The following is a 19,182-nucleotide window of genomic DNA, read 5'->3' as shown; positions in this document are numbered from 1 at the left end:
AGAACTCAATCAACTTACAACGATGGAATCGGTCTATCTGGACGTTCTTCATTGTCCACCATATTTCCCTTGTTAAAGTCTATCTCGTACGTCGGAATTGGCATAACCCAAGCCGCATCCTTTCCATACTCCTTCAGTACCGCATCCCCCATTAGCACACCTTCCGCAATGCCGGGACCCAATAACTTATGCGTGATCTCCTTCATTTCCGGGTATTTCTCACATACGGCATAACGACGTAAATCAAACCAACGATGACATTCAAAACACAACTCTCTCCGACGTTCTTCCCGTATAAAACGAACCAGTTCCTTACCATTCAAACCGTCAATCACGTTAGGAGTTTTGCCATTCTGAAAACGATTTTCAAGCAATATCTTTATAGTCCCAACTGCTTCCGGTCTTTCTAGCATTGCTTCCGCTTCCGCTTTATTCAAATACGCCTCAGCAGTACGAACAACAAAACAATCGAACACGTCAATCTCCTGTGCCAAAGATCCATTCTTGCGAGAGTAACGATAAGCAGTATTTGATATTGCAGGGGTAAAATAACAAGTATCACGCAAATCCCGAACTTGTTCTAGCTCGTTGTATTTACGATACAAGGCAAACAACTCATCCGACACCCGGTATCGCCCCTTGTCACTATTATCATTTGTCAGTAAATTCATTGCGTTCGTACCTTGTGTGAATAAAACCTCAGGGGAACCTGTCGAGTTCATATAGTTCGCTTTCGTGTAAGGGGCAGACGAACTTCCTCCTTTAATATCTGTCGCATTAAAATCATTCAAATCCCACAAAGGACATCCCAAGGCTATCGCCTTCTCACTCTCTGCAATTGCAAGCTCCCATTCTCCCATGTACAAGTACACACGACTCAACAAGATATGGGCTGTTTTGGCATTCACACGATAGATCGTAGATTGCTGAATCCCTTCCAAATGCTCCGTTGCATTTTTTAAATCTCGTACAATCTGCTCATACACATCCGCCACTTTATCACGACTAAAATACTTATCCTCAATTTTTTCAGTTACATTTAAAGGCACACCCAAATCATCCTTTGCAGAAGCCTTCACATACGGTTTTGCATACATATTTACCAACAAATAATAACATGCCCCTCGCAAAAATTCCGCTTCCCCTTGCACTCGATTCCGGTCTTCTTCCGGTTCATGAGTAAACTCCTTCACTTGAGCAATAATTACATTTAAATAGCCTATATGTTCATAAAGCTTTTTCCAAGTCGGATCATCAAAGGGAAGTCCTTTCGGATCCTGAAAAGGAACTTGCTGCCAAGCATAAAAGGGACGTAAATTATACAATGCTGTTCCCGTACCAAACTCGCCAAAACTATATTCTTCCAAATCATCATCCATAACTTGTAACCAAGGGTAATAAAAAGTCCCTTTTTGAAAAGAAGATGCGGTAAACGTTGAACTTACCCCGGATGTAAAATACCCATTACCGATTAATATCTCATCCAAATCCTTGCACGATTGTGCGTAAGTCAATTCTTTAGAATACTCTTTCAGGAAATCCCCACATGCCCCTAGCAATAAACATCCTGTAATCACTAATAATAAATTAAATGTTCTCATCCTTGCAACTATTAGAAAGTAAGATTCAATTGAAAAGAATATTGAGGACGAATAGACAAATTCACCAAATCCGATGTTCCGGACTGAGAAGGATCTTGTCCTTTTAACTTTTTACTACAAAACGTATATAAATTAGTACCACTCAAACTTACGTAAGCTGATTTTAATAACAATTTATTACATATTCTCGTTGGAATATTATACCGCAACGACACATTCTGAATCCGCAGGTAGTCCCCAGATGCCACACGCAAATCCGAATTATCATACATTTTCCATATATTTTCAGCAAACTTATTGACACTCATCTTTTGGAACCACTCTTTATTGAGCGTTTCCCCATATGCAGTAGCATCCAAGAATCCCGGAACTGTTGTTACACGTTCATCTCCCGGAGATCTCCATCGGTTCACGAATTCCTTTCTCATATTCGTTTCCGGACCAGGAGCGAAAGTATTTGCACTACCATACATCTTCATCAACCGAATTTTAGATCCGATACTATAAGACAAATTAATGTTCAATCCGATATTCCTCCAACCAAAATAGTTCCTGATTCCTCCCTGCAAGAAAGGCTCTCGACAACCAGAACGAGTCAATACTTGCTCGTACACCTCTTCTTGAGTCATTTTCTCATATACATCCTTTGTGTCCACTTCCTGTCCATCAACCATCATTTTCTCGTCCGCCCCATAGAACATTGGGCGACCATCCACGGGACTTAATCCCTTGAAACGGTAAGAATAAAATGTATTCACGGGACGTCCCACGATTTGCACCGAACCATCTAGATAATTCGTATAAGTAATTTCGTCCTGCAACACTTTATCCTTGGACTTCAATTTATCAATCAATTGATTGAACACCGAACCGAAATTGGGATCAAACCGCCAAACAAAACCACGTGTTTCTCCACCAACAGAAGTAACCGTATTTATCGGAACAAAATTCAATGTAAACTCATATCCTTGGTTCGTTAAAGTTCCTTTATTAACTGTATATTTTCCAACACCGTTCACAAATGAAACAGTCTTACTTAAAAAAGCATCTGAAGTATGCCGATAATAATACCCGACAGAACCGTTCAACTTATTGTTAAAGAAAGAAAACTCAACATCAAGATTAAATGTAGACGTTTTCTCCCATTTCAAATCCGGATTAGGATACTGCTTGATTGTCGAGAAATACTCGTTAAAATATTTATTCGTCGTTCCTTTTTGAATGATCAATTTCGGAGAATCCTGTGCGGACATATTTCCTTGCCAACCATAAGACATCTTCAATGCCAAGACATTCACCTTCGCCGAATTCTTCAATACATTCTCGTGCAGATTCCAACGTCCGGAAACAGACCAAATCGGCAATAAACGGTCGTTACTAGCATCCCCAAATTTATTGGATCCGTCAATACGCATATTAGCATTCAATATATAAGAATCCTTATAACTATACGATGCTGTCAAGATTAATCCCACTTTCCTTGTCAAATTATCTTTCAACATCCCGCGAGCATCATCTGACTCCATCCATTCATAATACTTCGGGTAACGCAATTTTTTATAAGTCGTCGTCCCGATATTGACCATCTCGATAGGAACCTTATCAAAAAATAATCCTCGGTCCGGAATATATCCCCGATGTACAATTTTTGATCCCCCATACAAGCCGGAACTTAACTCCCCAATCGCAGAAGCCGTCACTTGATGTACGTTATCCTTATCTAAAAAACGATTAAACGTTAATTGACCTCGCAAATTATAATTATCATTTTTCGTATAATCCAAACGTAATTCACCACCACTTATCAATTCCGTATTATCCTCATTAATACTCTCTGTGACTAAAGAGTATTTTCTTAATCTAGCAGCATACCAGGAATCAGCCCCAAAGTAAGTTTCCTTGTCCGTACGGGAAATATTATACGAAAACTGCAAATCAGCTTTTAACCATGAAGTAAGCCGGTATCCCAAAGCCACAACCAGATTCAATTGATTCGTTTCAATTTGATCGTAGGTATTATTCCTCTCATTAATAATACTGAACGGTTGGTCATAATTTTTACTATCACTTCCCTCGTGACGTTGATAAAACCACAAATCTCCCGTTTCATCATAAGCTCGAATCGTACGACTCGTATTATAAGCATACTCCATCAAATTTACTTCAGAGGGCGTGTATTCCTTTTTTTGCACGTTTCCTGTCATCGAGAATTGCATGGTAAATTTGTCATAATTCACGTTAATTTTCGCCATACCCGTATAACGCTTATTACTCTCTTCCCGAATATTACCATTTTCATCACTGTATCCCAAGGATGTATAATACCTAATATGATCCGTTCCTCCTGAAAGACTCAAAGAATGATTATGCGAAAAACTATTTTGTAATAAAATTCCAAACCAATCCGTATTACAAGTTTCCATATCAGTCACTCTTCGAGAAAATTCATCACGATCAATCACACCATTATAATAATCCTGAGCCGCCGCTTCATAACCGACCCAACTATTTAAACTTCCTATATTCAAACGTCTGTTAACAAGTTCCCTTGACACGTCTATTCGTTCCTTTGAATTCATCACATTCACGGCCTTATCCGTATAATACGGACGACGACGATACGTTCCACTTACAGAATAAGACACCGAAGGAGCTCCAATCTTACCCTTCTTCGTCGTGATCACGATCACGCCGTTAGAAGCCTGTGGCCCGTAAATAGCTGTCGCTGATGCATCCTTCAACACGTCAATTTGCTCTATATCATCCGGATTTAAGCCGGAAATAGCGTTACCCAACAGATTCACGAAATCCAAATCATTAATCTGTTGCGGATCGACATTCACCGGATCAGTCAAAATAACTCCATCCAGTACCCATAACGGAGCGGTTGACCCTAACACTGTTGTTGTCCCCCGGATTTTCAACTTCGGTGCAGCACCCACCTGTCCCGAATTTTGCATGAAAATCATTCCGGGAACGTTCCCTTCCAGCATCTGGTCGATCGTGCTTACTCCCGGCATCATGATATCGTCCATTTTCAGCGAGGTCACGGAACTTGTCAAGTGACGCTTGTCCACGTTATAATACCCCGTGGAAATCACGTTCACCTCGTCCAGTTCCGTGGCATCCTCCTCCAACGTCACCTTCATCGGCTCCCCGAATTGGGCGGGCACCTCCAAACGCTTCATCCCGATAAACGAGAACACCAGCACCGTATTCTTATCCTGAGGCACCAAAAACTTAAAATTCCCGTTCACGTCCGTGGCCGTTCCCACCGTCGTTCCCTTCAACAACACGGCCACACCGGGCAGCGGACCGCCACTTTTGTCCGTCACCTGACCGGACAACATGGATTTCTTGCTCTCCGCCTGTTCCGTCTTCTTCTTGATCACGATCGACTGCATCTCGAACTTGTACTCGAAAGCCGACCCCTCGAACAATTTCGTCAACGCGGCATCCACCGTAACCTCCTTCACGTTCAGCGTCACCTTCTGCATCGTTTTCAACTGATCCGCGTTGTACACGAAATTCAGGTTCGTCTGTTCCTTTATCTGTTTAAACACCACCTGCACGTCAACGTCCTTCACGTTGATCGTCACCTTTTGGTTTTGAGCTGAAACCACGAAAGGCAGTCCCAGCAACATCAGCGCCATTAATCCCCACCTTCCCAATAGTAGTCTCATCTTCAACGAGCATAAAAAACTCGAAAAATCAAACGACTTTCTGATTTTTTTCATAGATTTGTTGATTAATATTAAACATTATGGATGTACACACAACATCCGTTATCAAACCGCGACTCGCGCCAACGATTCGCGGTTTTATCTTGAATCACTTACCGTGATTGTATTTCCTTTCAAATTAAACTGTACCGTTGCCGTCTCCCCGATCAGGTGCAACACGTCCGCCACGTCCGTGAAACGAACGATAACCCCCGTGAAACGCTTCCCTCTCACGTCGTCATTCGCGTAGAAAACCTCCGTGTCATACCAGCGACACAAACGATCCATGATCTCCTCGATCGTCTCGTTCTGGAACACGAACTCCCCCGCCCGCCAAGCCGTGTAGTAGTAAGTATCCACGTCCGTCACCTCGACTTCTTCCTTTTCGCGATCAAACTCGGCCATCTGGTTCGGTCGCAGGATACATTCCGCCCCCGTCGATTTCACCCGAATACCCACCTTCCCTTCCACCAGTGTGGTCAGGATCTTCCCTTGATAATGCGTGTTCACGTTAAACGATGTCCCGTACACCTTCACCTCCATACCGTCCAACACCACGTAGAACGGGCGTTCTGCATCCTTCTCCACCTCAAAATAGGCCTCCCCGGATAAAAAGACCGTTCTCCGGTCCTTCCCGAAAGCCACGGGATAACGAATCTCCGAATCGGAATTCAACCATACCCGCGTCCCATCCGACAACGTGAGAGAATATTCTCCCGCCCGGGGAACCATCACTTTATTATACACCAGTTCCTCGGCCTCCTGTTTCGTGTAAACCAGCGATTGCTTTTCGGCTTTCGCCAGATTTCCCTCTATTCCGGTTTCAACCACCCGGGTCGTGTCCAGAAAATAGGTTCTCCCATCATGCAATTCCAGCACGGCACGCCCGCTACCCGGTTGCACCCGCTGGGCAATCACCACGTTTTTCTCCCGTCCTCCCATGTTCACCCACATCCCGACAGCAATTGCCAAGGGCAAAATGACCGCTGCAGCATACCACACGAACCTCAGCGCCCTCCGGGGTTTCACGTCCCCCTTCATCACGCGGGCCCGTCCCATCAACTCGTTTTTCTTTGCTGCCAACACGTCTCGATCCACCCCGACCGTGGCGTCCGTTTTTCCCCCTTCAAGCGCCCGGCGATAGAAATCCCGATGCCGGGAAGACGCCTCCAACCAGCTTTCCAACCTCTCCCGCTCCTCCCCGGACAACTCGCCCCGGAAACTTTTCGAAATGACTTCCCAATCAATATGTATATTTTCTTTCTCCATGACTTTTCATCTTCATTACACCCTAAAGACAAACTCCCCCTCCAAAATGTTTACAAGAAAATGAATTATTTTTCAAAAAAATGATCTCGGACAAGAATAAGATCATATACAATACTGATAATAAGAATATTAAAATCAAGTAAATATTTTACTTTCCAAACAAATCACATCCTTATAAATACCCATTCCTCACGGATACAATCCCCCGTTACCAGCCTGTTGCCCGACAGATAGGCGGTAAATAGGCGCTGTCGCCCCATGCTCGCCCCCTTGTCGCCCGATCATCGCCGCCATTTTAAGGAAAGAAAAGGATATTTAACTTGACAAACGGTCATTCCTGTCGTATCTTTATCCTCCTATTTAGTTTGCAACACGAATGAAACGGGGAGTAATAGGTAATTATTAATAATAGTAAAATTATGGTAGAAATTAAATCCGGTTTATTAAAAGACGCTCACGGGCGATACGATGGTATGGTTATATACCACAAAAGAGGAAAAACGTTCGGTCGCAAATTTCCCTCGTATGATGGCAACGCGGGTTCACCCACCCGAGCCCACCAAAACACCCGGTTGTCATCGGTGGTAACCCTTTATCAATCCGTGAAGAACACGTTTTTGGTTTACTCGTGGAACAGGGAGGCGAACAACAGGAACATCGCTTCGGGATACAACCTTTTCGTCAAGGAGAACATCAACGCGTACGACACGGACTACAACATCGGGGATTTCGCCCTGTTAAAATTTACCGTGGGGGACTTACAGATGCCCTTTCATTTCCGGCAACAGGATGCTCCGGAAGGAGTTCTCTCGATCAACTGGGAAACCACCCCGTGGATTCTTGACCGCAGAAACAAGGATGAACTCGTACTCGCCGTGATTTATGACAACGAACCTTTCCGGGTCCAAATCATCGAGAACACGGGCATCACCCGGAATGACGGGATCGCCAACATTCCTCTCGAACAACCGGATGCAACGGAAGCTCATGTCTATGCCTTCTTCACGAATGCGGACAGGGACTCGTTCACGAATAGCCTTTACTACAAGATTAAGCTAAAGTGATCTGAATCCTTCAATCCAAAACCGTAAATCATAAATCTAAAATCAGTATGGCTATATTTCACTCACATATTTTCGATAACGCCTCCGGCTCCGTGGGGAACGTCACGATGTGCAAGTACAAGGGGAAAAGCATCGCCAAGGGAAAAATCTTTTTCAAAAAGAAAAAACAATCCCCGGCACAGGTCATCCAACAAACCCGCTTTAAGGCACTTTCCGACCTGTCCTACCATTTCTACGCGGCCATACAAGCCGGATTCCCCCGTCAATCTTGGTCCACCGCCCGAACCCGATTCATCGGGATGAATCAAAATGCCGTGGAAATTGACGCGGAAACCCTCGACGTCACGATCCGTCTGGAACGAGTGACCTGCACGACGGGAAACCTGACACCACCCGCGGTAGAGGTTCATATCCAGGAAAACGAACGCATCGTCCGTGCGGAGTGGTTCCGTCAACCCCTCAGTCCCCTCGCCAAAGACGAGGACGATATATATCTAGTCATCCACGACACGAAAGAACAGGACACACTGGCCTACCCGTTAGGAAAACGAGGAGTTCCCGGAACGAAAGAATTCCCTTTACACAAGGATTTTACCCCGGCCAACTGCGTCGCTTACGCGTTCGCCCTCTCCCCGGTGAACACGAGAGCCTCCGTGTCCAAATACACGAATATCATACTGGAATAATCACCGGTCCATGAAAATCCGACCGAGAGCGCAAAGAACAAGCACGTAGTCATACATGGCAAACGCTTGTTTCAAGCGCTCCATTCCCCGGTGCAACTGGGCCTTCACGGTGTTCTCGTTCATATCGAGCCGGGCTGCAATTTCAGCATACTTGTACCCCTCGACGAAACGCAGAAGACAGACTTCCCTGCACTTTTCGGGCAACTCGTCAAGCACTTGCCGAATACGGGCAAGGAGTTCTTCATCATCTACCATATCCACGTTCTGCGACTCGATATAGGCCTCCATGTACTTACGATTATTACGATCTTCGATTTGCAGACTTTTCAGATAATTCAAACAACCATTACGAACGGATGCAAAAAGATAATGTTGAATGGAAGATGTTAACTCCAAACGTTCGGCATTCTCCCATATTTTCAGAAAAACATCCTGCACGATGTCATGCGCTTTATCAGAATCATAGATATACTTTTCCGCGAAAAGATACAACTTCTCGTAATATGTATCGAAAAGAACAGACAAAGCTGTTTCATCCCGACGTTTCAACCCCATAAGTATATCATCACTATCCATGCACTATTTTCACCTATTCCAAGGATTTATTACTCGCAAAGATAACGAATCATCAACAATATCAAACTTCTACACCTTATAAAATACGATACACCTTCCACTCTCGCCTAAAATCACGTTACTCCGGTCAAAGAACTACCATTCTCTCCACTCTTCCGTCACGTCCTCATCGGTCTTCAACCCGGCCACATTTACGGCCGTAATGATAAATTTACAAATATCTTCCCGCTGATCCGTCTCGATCAGTTCATACTCGCACTTCTCGTTCAAAACATTCAAAGCCAGCACAGTTTCTTTAACCTGTCCCATGATGATCTCCTTGTTTTCATCAGCCCGAGACAAAGCATCAATAAATTCCAACAGAATCTCCTCACAAGTCTTCACGTCTTTCTTCCCGTAAGCCGGAACAAATCCTTCCATCTCGTCATCTTCCTCTGGGATCAAGTACTCATACATTGAAGTCAATACATCTTCTCCCAAACTATTCTTTAAATCTTCCAAACTCATATCGTTTCTTATTTCAAATACTATGAACCTCCCAATTAATATTCAATCTTCAAAGTCATACCCTCCACGGCGCCCCCTCTTGACCGGGTAATTGGAAATTTTTGTTCTTCGCTGACACTTAATGTCTCTCCTTCTCGTAACGTCACGTCCGAACCGATAACATAATAGGCTATTTCAAGCATGAATCTTTGTAACTCGGGGAAATTATGTTTACTTCCCAATATCTCGATCTCTTCTTTCCCGAAAGCTGTCATCCCGTACGTGTATATATTATTTCCCTCCTCGCTCCGGTACAGGCCCAAATACACCCAAGTCAACACGGGTAAGTTTTCCTCATCCTCCTTCATCATATTGGCCACCTCGATATAAAATTCCGGTTGAAACACTGTCCCGGAAACATAAACGCCAATAGCATTGGGCTGTTTCAAACAAGTAGCGATCACTTTCACGTGTAACTTACCTGCTTCCACCGGGGTCAAGCCATGGGCAAGAACAGCTACCAGCACGTGAGCTTTATGCGTCTTCGTTACCTCTACGGCTTTCGGCCACATATAATTTGTCTCTGCATAATACTCGGCCTCTCCACCCGGAACTCTTGCCGGCATGAGACTGATAGCCACTAAAGTTTCACCGAGATAAAACACCCGGGTCGATTCGTCTGCACTCGCATCATCACTGGCCATATCTCCCGGCTTATCGGATGGCTCTATTCCCCACTCCGTCTTCAAATCTGCCATGACCTTATCCACGTCGAAACTTACCGAGTTTAGCAACACGGACCCGCAAAAGGTCCCGGCCTTCTCTTCCCCGTTCTCCACTTTCCCATCGTCTTCCTCCACACCTGTAACTTCAAAAAATGACAGGCCGTTAGAAATATCCTCAATCAATGAAGTAAATTCTTCATCCCCCGGCATCAAAACTAATCCCTTCTTGGCAGCCTCCAACGCCTCTTCGGTTCTTTGACATCCATACAATAATTTGCTATACACCAACCATCCCCACGGGTAACCAGCCTCCACCGTCACCGCACGTTCGGCATACGGCAAAGCCTCCTCTAATCGCATCTGATGCATCAACGCAACAGCCAACCGGTAATTCCAAACACCACTCTCACGTCCTTGGTCTTCCACTTTACGTAACCACTCTTCCGCATCATGGTAAAATCCCTGGTTCAAATAAGCATAAGCCACGCATAACACCGCCTCGTAATATTGCCCGGGAGTTTTCAATTCCGGCAACACCTCTATAATTGCATCGTAATCTTCCTCTTCCGCCCAATCCCGGATCTGTTTCATTAATGCCTCTACACTCGGATATTCCATATTTCTATTGTTTAAATTATTATTACATCAAAAAAGCCAATAACAGCCCGCAAATAATAATGATTATAGAAAGTAAGATCATCCCTACACGATACCCTTTCTCTCCCCACAAGTATCCTAACCAATACAGGAAACCAAAGGGGCGAGTACCTTGCATTTGCAACACCCATTTCCATTTCTGAATAGCCCCGACCAGCATAACTATCCCAAACAACGGGACGAGCCATACCGTATATTCGGCCGGAATGTCCGAAGACAGGTCTTTATCCTTCATACAACCTCTTTTTGCATCGCAGCAAATATAAAGGAATAAATTGGAAATGTACTCCCGGAAGTCTCTTATTTAAAATTTATTCCAGATTCTTTCCAGAATAAATTGCTATTTTTGTTCTACAAAATTTCAACGCCATGAAGATATTAATCATTGAAGACGAAAAAGACTTGCGAGAAGTGATGACTCGATCACTGGAGAAAGAACGTTTTGTCGTGGAGACAGCGGCAGACTATTCTACAGCCCTGCAAAAGATCAATGATTACGACTACGATTGTATCTTGCTGGATATTATGCTCCCCGGGGGTAGCGGACTTTCGATTCTGGAAGAGCTGAAGAAATTAAAGAAACGGGAAAGCGTGATCATCGTGTCGGCTAAGGATTCCATTGAAGACAAGGTTACGGGGCTTGACCTCGGTGCTGATGATTACCTCGCAAAACCATTCCACTTGGCAGAATTACACGCGAGGGTGAAATCCGTGATCCGACGCCATCAAACCGACGGGAATACCGAGATTGAAATTGAAAACCTAACCGTCCGTCCCGACGATCACACCGTGTTCATCAATGGAGAAGAGCTGAAACTCAATCGAAAAGAATTTGACTTGCTCTACTATTTTGTCACCAATCCGAACCGATTGATCAACAAAACGACATTGGCTGAATCCGTGTGGGGTGATAACATTGATCAAGCCGACAGTCTCGATTTCATCTATTCCCAGGTGAAAAATTTACGCAAAAAGATGAAAACCGCTGACGCTATCCCGGAAATAAAAGCCGTGTACGGGTTCGGCTATAAACTAATCACAACACCGGAAGCATGAAACTCATCCACCACACGATAAGCAAACTCTCGATCGTGATGATTATTATCCTCACGTTCTGGGCTGGCTTTTTCTTTTTTAGCATACTGGATGAAATTCTGGACGAGACGGATGATAGCTTGGAAAACTACAAGCATCTTATTATTCAACAGGTTTTGAGGGATACAGCCGCGATTAATAATAGTAGCGATTTAATGAGTCAATACTTCATAAAAGAAATACCTGAAGAGCAGGCTATTCATTACAAAGAACGATACTTTGACTCGACACGTTTTTACGAACTTGAATACGATTTTGATCCTGTACGAGTACTAAAGACAGCCTTTCGGGGAGAGGATAAAAAGTTTTACGAGTTAACGATCATGATCTCAACCCTGGAACAGGACGATATGATCGAGGCGATATTATGGTCGATCGTGATTCTGTATGTCTCGCTACTTGTTTGTATACTGATCGTTTTTGAGGTCGTTTTCAGAAAAAGCCTGGCCCCATTCTACAAACTACTGGGCTGGCTGAACAAATTTACCCTGGGCGGGAAAAATCCCCCATTGGAGAACCCTACCAAGATAAAAGAATTCCGCCAACTAAACGAGACGATACTTAAAATGACCCGGCGAAACGAAGAGATGTATTCCCAACAGAAACAATTCATTGAAAACGCATCCCACGAACTCCAGACCCCGTTAGCAATCTGCCGGAACAAGCTGGAATTATTGGCAGAACGGCCGGATTGCACGGAAGGACAACTGGAAGAAATCGAGGACATCCACCGGAATCTGGGACGTATCGTGAAACTCAATAAATCCCTGTTGCTCCTTTCCCGCATCGAGAATGGCCAATTCCACGAAACGAAAGAAGTGGAATTCAACCCGATCATAAAAGAACTCGTGGAAGATTTTCAAGAAATTTACGAGCATAAAAAACTGCACGTGGAAGTGGAAGAAAATGCCGCTTGTAAAGTTCACATGAATGAATCACTAGCAAATATATTAATCACGAACCTGTTAAAAAACGCCATGATACACACCCCGAACGAGGGAAGTATCACTATTCGCGTACAATCAACCGGAATCACTTTCACCAACAGCACGGATGGTCCCTCTTTGGATCAATCCCGCCTTTTCACTCGTTTCTATCAAGCCGACAACAAAAAAAGTGATTCCACCGGGCTAGGATTGGCAATTATCCAAAGCATCGTCCACCTTTACCATTTTCACATTTCCTACTCCTTCGATGGGAAACACCGATTCGATTTACGATTTTAATATATCATTCTGTGATTTTCGATTCAATGATTCCGTGATTAAAAAAGGCACACATTCACGGGGAAAAAATCACTTAATCGGCAATCATCAAATCACAGAATCTTCAAATTTTTAAATCTAAAATAATTTCGATTCCCAAATCTTTCCCAAATCACCCCTTTACTTTGTTCTCAGAAATTAGAACAAAGAATACAAACATTAAAATTTATATGCCATGAAAACAAGAATGACCATTTTCGTTTCTTTATTGTTAGCCGGATTTGCTTTCACTAGCTGTGATGATAGTGACGATAACTACACGCCGGATGAAAAAATCGTGAACGTGCTATACGAAAAATACCCGAACGCACAGCGTGTCGACTGGGAATTACAACACGACCACTACGTGGCAGACTTCTATGACAACAACATCGAGAAGGAGGCATGGATCACCACCAAAGGGGAATGGGTGATGACTGAAAGCGACATATTGTTTAACAATCTCCCGGATGCCGTACAAACCGCATTCAACGAGTCAGAATACAAAGACTGGCGAGTGGATGACGTGGATATGCTGGAAAGAATTGAAATGGAAACCGTGTACGTGATCGAAGTTGAAAAAAGCAAACAGGAATTTGATTTATTCTACGCTGAAGACGGAACTTTAATAAAAGCGGTAGAAGACATTGACAACAACAACAATTATCAACCGAACACGGTTCCTGAAGTCCTGAAAAATTTCATTAACGAGAAATATCCACAAGCAACCATCGTGGACATTGAAGTCGAAAAAGGAATTACCGAGATCGACATCTTACACGAAAACAAAGCAAAAGAATTACACTTCAATAGTGCTAACGAATGGTTATACACGACTTGGGATGTTAGAGAAAGAGAGATTCAAGACATTGCAACCAAAGTGCTGAATGACAACCCAGGATTCAAAATTGATGATATTGATTACAAAGAAAGCGCAGACGGAAGTGAAGTATACATCTTCGAATTGGAAAAAGGCAATCAAGAAATTCACGTAACAGTGGATATGGAGGGAAATGTTGTAAAATGATAGACAGGTAACATTTAAATTACAGTAACGTAAAACAAGAGGATCTTAAATTAGAAATTATGAAAACAACATTAGTTACCGCACTAATCCTACTCTCCACCACGTTTGCTTTCAGTAGCTGCAAAGACAGCAGCTACACGCCACCCAAAAACGTCGTGAGTGCCTTTAAAGCCAAATATCCCTCGGCAAAACGAGTAGAATGGGAAGTGAAAAACACGTATCAAGTGGCCGAATTCCATATCGACTTCACGGAAGTCGAGGCGTGGTTTGACAACAACGGTCAATGGGTGATGACCGAAAGTGACGTTAAATATAACTCCCTGCCCGTGGTGATCCGCAATAGTTTTAAATCCGGAGAATACGGGAGATGGGAAGTCGAAGATGTTGACAAGCTGGAAAGAGCCGGGATGGAGACAATTTACATTATCGAGGCAGAACTCGGGGAACAAGAAGTTGCCTTGCACTACTTGGAAAATGGAACGCTAGTAAAAACCCTCATGGATAACGATGGACGGGGATATCAACCGGAGAGCGCTCCCAAAACAGTCCTACAATTCATTCAGCAGAAATACCCACAGGCCAATATCGTGGAAATCGATCAGGATAAAGGGTTACTAAAGATTGATATTATTGATCAACAAATCATGAAAGAAGTCGTGTTCAACCACCAGAATCAATGGGTTGTCACCACTTGGGAAGTTTCACACAATAATGTACCAACCAACGTGATGAATGTACTGAAAACTTCTTCCTACGCAAATTACCGGATTGACGACATTGATTATGAAGAAAGAGCAGACGGTTCGCTCGTTTACATTTTTGAAGTTGAACAAGGGGATCGGGAATTCGATGTCACGATAGATGCCAACAATCTCAAAATTGTATCCGCAATACCAAAGAATTAATAAACGAAAGGGTGCAAAAGTTCGTAAGGTTTGTAAAGTTATAAGGTTTATCCCTCAGACTGAATCCATCGGCAACAAAGTTGCCGTAGATAAGGCGCCCGCTAGGGTCAATGGACTTTATGAACTTTTAGAATCGAAGGTTCTACTTTATAAACTTTACAAACGAGGGGGGCAAAAGATTTTTGCCCCCCTCTTATTTTTCTTACAAGTGTAATTTCACTTCTACCGGTTTCTCTTTCACTTTCACTTCTTCACCAACCCACTGACCGTTTTTATCGAAATAATTCAAAGTATACACTTTATTTTTTTCCACCATAAATTCCAACACGTCATTCATATCCTGTCTAGGTCCGGCAGTACGTCCACCACCGATTTGATCTTTACCGCAGAAAATATCCACGTTGGCAGCTACCCGATCATCAGATTTACGCATATTGCGTTTATCTTTAAACATCATGACTTTTAGAGGTACGTAATTTCCTCCGGCCAATTGAGATTGATAAACCTCTTGATAAATATCCAAATACCGTTGAGTGACATTGATAGCAGGCACGTACTTAATATTAAAATCCCAAACTAACGGGAAACTCTCCCCTGTCGGTTTAAAAGAAGAGGCCCAGATTGCGTGCATACGATCTTTGGGATCAGCTTTCCCGGCATCGGCAAGGAACCAAGAACGATCGAGCTCGTTCGGGTAATACTCGGTAAAATACCATTTACCGTCCAACCAAACCTCGCACCAGTTATGATTCCCTCGGTTATCATGCCAGTTGGCAGTCCCGGCAATACGGGAAGGAATACCCACCGACCGCAAAGCATCCGTCAATAAAATAGACAAACCGCTACAAGAAGCCATTCCCTGACGAATAGACTCCGAGGGATTCTGATCAGGTTTCTCGCGGGCCGTGTTATAATCCACCTTCACTTCATCCCGGATGTTCTTGTTCACGGCTTTAATTGCCTCTTCCAATGTTTTACAATTCTCCACGTAAGGAGCGAATCTCTTGTAGAAATCGGCACGCCATTGATCTCTCTCCTCGTTCAATGAAGCGTAAGGCAACACGTCATTCAAGAAAATAGAATCCGGCACGCTCTTCGCCCAGGCAAAACGGTTACGAGCTTCATAGGCCAATTTCACATTCGACAACAAATCATCCCCTTTCATCGTTTTCAAATCCCGCTCCGGCATATAAGAAATCAAAAAGGCCACCCCCTCCTTCATTTCCGGAGTAGCACTTTCCAACGCCTTTGCCAATTCCGGCTGATTCGTTCCCGACGTTTCTAAAGCTTTGTCCAACAAAGCATGATATTTTTCCGGCACTCCCGGATACTTCGCACATGCAAAGCACATGCAACACAACAACAAGATAAATGTACTTCTCATAAATTAATATTGTTTATTACTAAAGTATTTCATGAACTGGGCTCTTTCATAAAGATCCGGGTTCTCGATAGACGAATAGGAAAGCATTCCCCGGTAATCCCCGATTGTCTTGAAAGCTTTCGAGTCCATCCATTTCCCGATAAAATTATTTATATCCTCGATCACGTGAATACCCTTCTCGTAAAGAACAGAACAAACTTGAACCGTTGTCGCACCTGCCAACAATAACTTCACGGCAGCCTCACCACCATGCACGCCCGTGGATGCAGAAATTTCCAACTTCTTATCCTTCCCGGCCAAAATACCGGTCCATCTCAAGGTTGTCCTCAATTCAGCAGCCGTACTAAACACGGATGCGGCCCCCATCTCCAATGTATTGATATTAATATCCGGCTCGTAGAAGCGATTGAATAACGTGGTCGCGTTCGCCCCGTAAGCCTTGATTTTATCCACGAAAGCGGAAAGGTTCGTGAAATAATGACTGATCTTAACGGAAACAGGTATCTTTATCTGGCTCTTGATGGATTTCACGATCTCGAAATACACGTTCTCCACTTCCGCACTCTCCTTAAACTCGTTCACCGGCAAAATAAAAACATTCAACTCCAGTGCATCCGCCCCGGCCTCTTCCAACTGGCGGGCAAACGAAACCCATTCTCCACCACTAAAGCAGTTCACGCTGGCAATCACGGGTATCGTCAAACGACTCTTGGCATTACGAACCAATTCCACGTACTTCTGTATCGTGTTGGAACGAATGTACGCCTTGATATAATCCTCGGCCTCCGGATAAGCATCACCCATCCCGTAACCGGCCTTGAACACACCGGAAGTCTCCTCGTTAATCTGTTCCTCGAAAATAGATTTCAACACCACGGCTCCCACTCCCGCTTTCTCCATCTCGACCATCTTCTCCACGTCGGACGTTAAACCGCAACTTCCCGCGATAATCGGACTCCGTAACTCCAGTCCCATGTATTTCGTCTTCAAATCTGCCATAATGATTTATTTAAATAGTTAATAATGAATCTTTCAAATTATATATGCGCGTAATTTCTCGCCCCGAAGATGGAACTCCCCACGCGTACCATCGTACTTCCTTCCTCCACGGCTATCCGGTAATCACCAGACATCCCCATGGATAATTCCTTGAATTCCGGGTTTTCCGCAAAATAAGTTGCCTTCAACTCGTCAAAAATCTCTTTCAGGTGATGAAATTCCCGTCTGACCTGCACCTCATCATCCGTGTTCGTCGCCATTCCCATCACGCCCACGATCTTCACGTTCTTCATATTCTTGTAATCGGCACTCTCCAAAAGAGCTTTGGCCTCTTCCATATCCAACCCGAACTTGGTTTCCTCACTGGCTATATAAAATTGCAGCAGGCAAGGGATCACCCGATCATGTTTTTTCCCCTCCTTGTCAATAGTCTCCAGCAATTTCAAGCTCTCCACGCCATGAATCAAAGAAACGAAAGCGGCCATATACTTCACTTTATTCGTTTGTAAATGCCCGATCATGTGCCATTCTATATCTTTGGGAAGTACTTCGTACTTCTCCGCCAGCTCCTGTACCCGGTTTTCCCCGAATACTCTCTGTCCAGCCTCGTATGCCTCCACTATCGCCTCCACAGGCTTTGTTTTCGATACGGCAACTAATTTTACTCCTTCCGGCAAACTACTGGCAATCTCTTTCAAATTTTCTACAATACTGTTCATTCCTTTTCAACATTTAACATGCCCTTGCAATACTACGGACTTACAAATATAACGTAAAATCAGGATATAATGTCAGGATACAAGCGTTAAAAATTAACGTTTATATCCTTCCGTTACAGGTTCTCGGGTCACAAGTTGCAAGTTAATTGAAATTTACCCGTGGATGGCATTCCCGCAGCCCGAAGAACAGACAAAGTAAAAAACGTTTCATGTTCTTCTACTCTCACGGAATTTTGTTAATTTTGAATCTTGAAAAAGTGGAAACATGCACAGGTATTTTATTGAATTAGCATATAACGGAAGTGGATATAACGGTTGGCAGATACAACCCAATGCCCCCTCTGTCCAAGAAGAAATCAACAAGGCTCTCTCCCTCTTGCTGAAACAGGAAATCAACGTGACCGGGGCCGGACGAACGGATACGGGAGTACACGCCTCGTTTTTCGTGGCCCACTTCGAGAGTGATGTTGCCATTTCTCACACGCAAGCCTTGGCTGACAAACTCAATCGTTTCTTGGGAAAAAACATTGCGATCAAAGATATTTACGCCGTACAGCCTGACATGCACGCTCGATTTTCGGCTATCTCGCGTACGTATAAATATTATATCAATAAAAACAAGAATCCGTTTACTTACCCGTTTGCCTACCGACCGCACCCCCTACCGGACATCCGGTTAATGAATAATGCTTGTGAACTTCTCCTGCGTTACGAGGATTTCACCAGCTTCTCCAAATTGCACACGGATGTAAAAACGAACATCTGCCATTTGATGGAGGCCAACTGGGAAGAAACGGATGAACAACTTGTATTCACGATCAAAGCCGATCGTTTTCTGCGTAACATGGTACGTGCCATCGTGGGAACATTGTTGGATGTAGGGCAAGGACGTATCACGCTGGAACAATTCCAACAGATTATTGAAAGCAAGGATCGATGCAAAGCAGGAACTTCCGTTCCCGGCAATGCCTTGTTTCTTTGTGACATTGAATATCCCCCGTGTAAACTATAATACTGAAACAC

Annotated in this window: 17 protein-coding genes; 7 read left to right on the top strand and 10 right to left on the bottom strand. The window is 43.8% G+C overall.

The annotated features are described in order from the left end of the window. Positions 1–14 precede the first annotated feature (14 nt). The 3 genes from AB5542_RS03870 to AB5542_RS03860 all read right to left on the bottom strand — a co-directional run bounded on the left by AB5542_RS03870 (position 15) and on the right by AB5542_RS03860 (position 6,592). Positions 15–1,601, bottom strand: coding sequence for a RagB/SusD family nutrient uptake outer membrane protein (locus AB5542_RS03870; RefSeq protein ID WP_279037417.1), 1,587 nt, complete (start codon positions 1,599–1,601; stop codon positions 15–17). Between the two features lie 11 nt (positions 1,602–1,612). Continuing rightward, entirely contained in the window at positions 1,613–5,338 is a 3,726-nt protein-coding gene (locus tag AB5542_RS03865) for a SusC/RagA family TonB-linked outer membrane protein (RefSeq protein ID WP_279037418.1), read from the bottom strand. Positions 5,339–5,422: 84 nt separating this feature from the next. Next, positions 5,423–6,592: a FecR domain-containing protein gene (locus AB5542_RS03860; protein ID WP_279037419.1), complete on the bottom strand. Its 1,170-nt coding sequence runs from the start codon at positions 6,590–6,592 to the stop codon at positions 5,423–5,425. 419 nt (positions 6,593–7,011) lie between these two features. Here AB5542_RS03860 and AB5542_RS03855 point away from each other — a divergent pair, with 419 nt between their 5' ends. Both AB5542_RS03855 and AB5542_RS03850 read left to right on the top strand, forming a co-directional pair. After that, a complete protein-coding gene (locus AB5542_RS03855; RefSeq protein WP_279037421.1) occupies positions 7,012–7,656 on the top strand; it encodes a hypothetical protein in 645 nt (214 codons plus the stop codon). 47 nt (positions 7,657–7,703) lie between these two features. Then, entirely contained in the window at positions 7,704–8,342 is a 639-nt protein-coding gene (locus tag AB5542_RS03850) for a hypothetical protein (protein WP_279037423.1), read from the top strand. Here AB5542_RS03850 and AB5542_RS03845 read toward each other — a convergent pair whose 3' ends face one another. The 4 genes from AB5542_RS03845 to AB5542_RS03830 all read right to left on the bottom strand — a co-directional run bounded on the left by AB5542_RS03845 (position 8,343) and on the right by AB5542_RS03830 (position 11,021). Beyond that, positions 8,343–8,918 (bottom strand): RNA polymerase sigma-70 factor, encoded by a 576-nt coding sequence (locus AB5542_RS03845; RefSeq protein WP_279037424.1) that lies wholly within the window; start codon positions 8,916–8,918, stop codon positions 8,343–8,345. Positions 8,919–9,053: 135 nt separating this feature from the next. Then, entirely contained in the window at positions 9,054–9,425 is a 372-nt protein-coding gene (locus tag AB5542_RS03840; RefSeq protein WP_087420486.1) for a hypothetical protein, read from the bottom strand. A 35-nt stretch (positions 9,426–9,460) separates the two neighbouring features. Beyond that, complete coding sequence (locus AB5542_RS03835; protein WP_279037426.1) at positions 9,461–10,747, bottom strand: DUF4261 domain-containing protein; 1,287 nt, start codon at positions 10,745–10,747, stop codon at positions 9,461–9,463. A 22-nt stretch (positions 10,748–10,769) separates the two neighbouring features. Then, a complete protein-coding gene (locus AB5542_RS03830; RefSeq protein WP_118258263.1) occupies positions 10,770–11,021 on the bottom strand; it encodes an Imm17 family immunity protein in 252 nt (83 codons plus the stop codon). Between the two features lie 134 nt (positions 11,022–11,155). Here AB5542_RS03830 and AB5542_RS03825 point away from each other — a divergent pair, with 134 nt between their 5' ends. The 4 genes from AB5542_RS03825 (at position 11,156) to AB5542_RS03810 (ending at position 15,057) form a co-directional block, all read left to right on the top strand. Next, positions 11,156–11,842: a response regulator transcription factor gene (locus AB5542_RS03825; RefSeq protein ID WP_087420487.1), complete on the top strand. Its 687-nt coding sequence runs from the start codon at positions 11,156–11,158 to the stop codon at positions 11,840–11,842. Further along, positions 11,839–13,107 (top strand): sensor histidine kinase, encoded by a 1,269-nt coding sequence (locus AB5542_RS03820; protein ID WP_118302138.1) that lies wholly within the window; start codon positions 11,839–11,841, stop codon positions 13,105–13,107. The genes AB5542_RS03825 and AB5542_RS03820 overlap by 4 nt, the downstream gene beginning before the upstream one ends. A gap of 214 nt (positions 13,108–13,321) precedes the next feature. Next, positions 13,322–14,152: a PepSY-like domain-containing protein gene (locus AB5542_RS03815; RefSeq protein ID WP_279037431.1), complete on the top strand. Its 831-nt coding sequence runs from the start codon at positions 13,322–13,324 to the stop codon at positions 14,150–14,152. A 59-nt stretch (positions 14,153–14,211) separates the two neighbouring features. Beyond that, positions 14,212–15,057, top strand: a complete 846-nt coding sequence (locus tag AB5542_RS03810; protein ID WP_118302136.1) for a PepSY-like domain-containing protein — start codon at positions 14,212–14,214, stop codon at positions 15,055–15,057. A 202-nt stretch (positions 15,058–15,259) separates the two neighbouring features. Here the strand turns inward: AB5542_RS03810 and AB5542_RS03805 are convergent, their stop codons facing one another. Genes AB5542_RS03805 through AB5542_RS03795 form a run of 3 tightly spaced genes read right to left on the bottom strand, consistent with a single transcriptional unit; the run spans position 15,260 to position 18,159 of the window. Further along, entirely contained in the window at positions 15,260–16,441 is a 1,182-nt protein-coding gene (locus AB5542_RS03805) for a transglutaminase-like domain-containing protein (RefSeq protein WP_087420491.1), read from the bottom strand. Between the two features lie 3 nt (positions 16,442–16,444). Beyond that, positions 16,445–17,440, bottom strand: coding sequence for a dihydroorotate dehydrogenase-like protein (locus AB5542_RS03800; RefSeq protein ID WP_087420492.1), 996 nt, complete (start codon positions 17,438–17,440; stop codon positions 16,445–16,447). A 38-nt stretch (positions 17,441–17,478) separates the two neighbouring features. Further along, the gene (locus AB5542_RS03795) at positions 17,479–18,159 is read right to left on the bottom strand and encodes a YggS family pyridoxal phosphate-dependent enzyme (protein ID WP_279037433.1); all 681 of its coding nucleotides are present in this window, start codon (positions 18,157–18,159) and stop codon (positions 17,479–17,481) included. A 265-nt stretch (positions 18,160–18,424) separates the two neighbouring features. Here AB5542_RS03795 and truA point away from each other — a divergent pair, with 265 nt between their 5' ends. Further along, positions 18,425–19,171, top strand: coding sequence for a tRNA pseudouridine(38-40) synthase TruA (truA, locus tag AB5542_RS03790; RefSeq protein ID WP_279037434.1), 747 nt, complete (start codon positions 18,425–18,427; stop codon positions 19,169–19,171). Positions 19,172–19,182 lie beyond the last annotated feature (11 nt).

Source organism: Butyricimonas sp. RTP31003st1_G1_RTP31003_210430, from assembly GCF_040920905.1.
Classification (GTDB): domain Bacteria; phylum Bacteroidota; class Bacteroidia; order Bacteroidales; family Marinifilaceae; genus Butyricimonas; species Butyricimonas paravirosa.
Note: the sequence above shows the minus strand (reverse complement) of the source record. Positions and strands in the feature narration are given on the sequence as shown.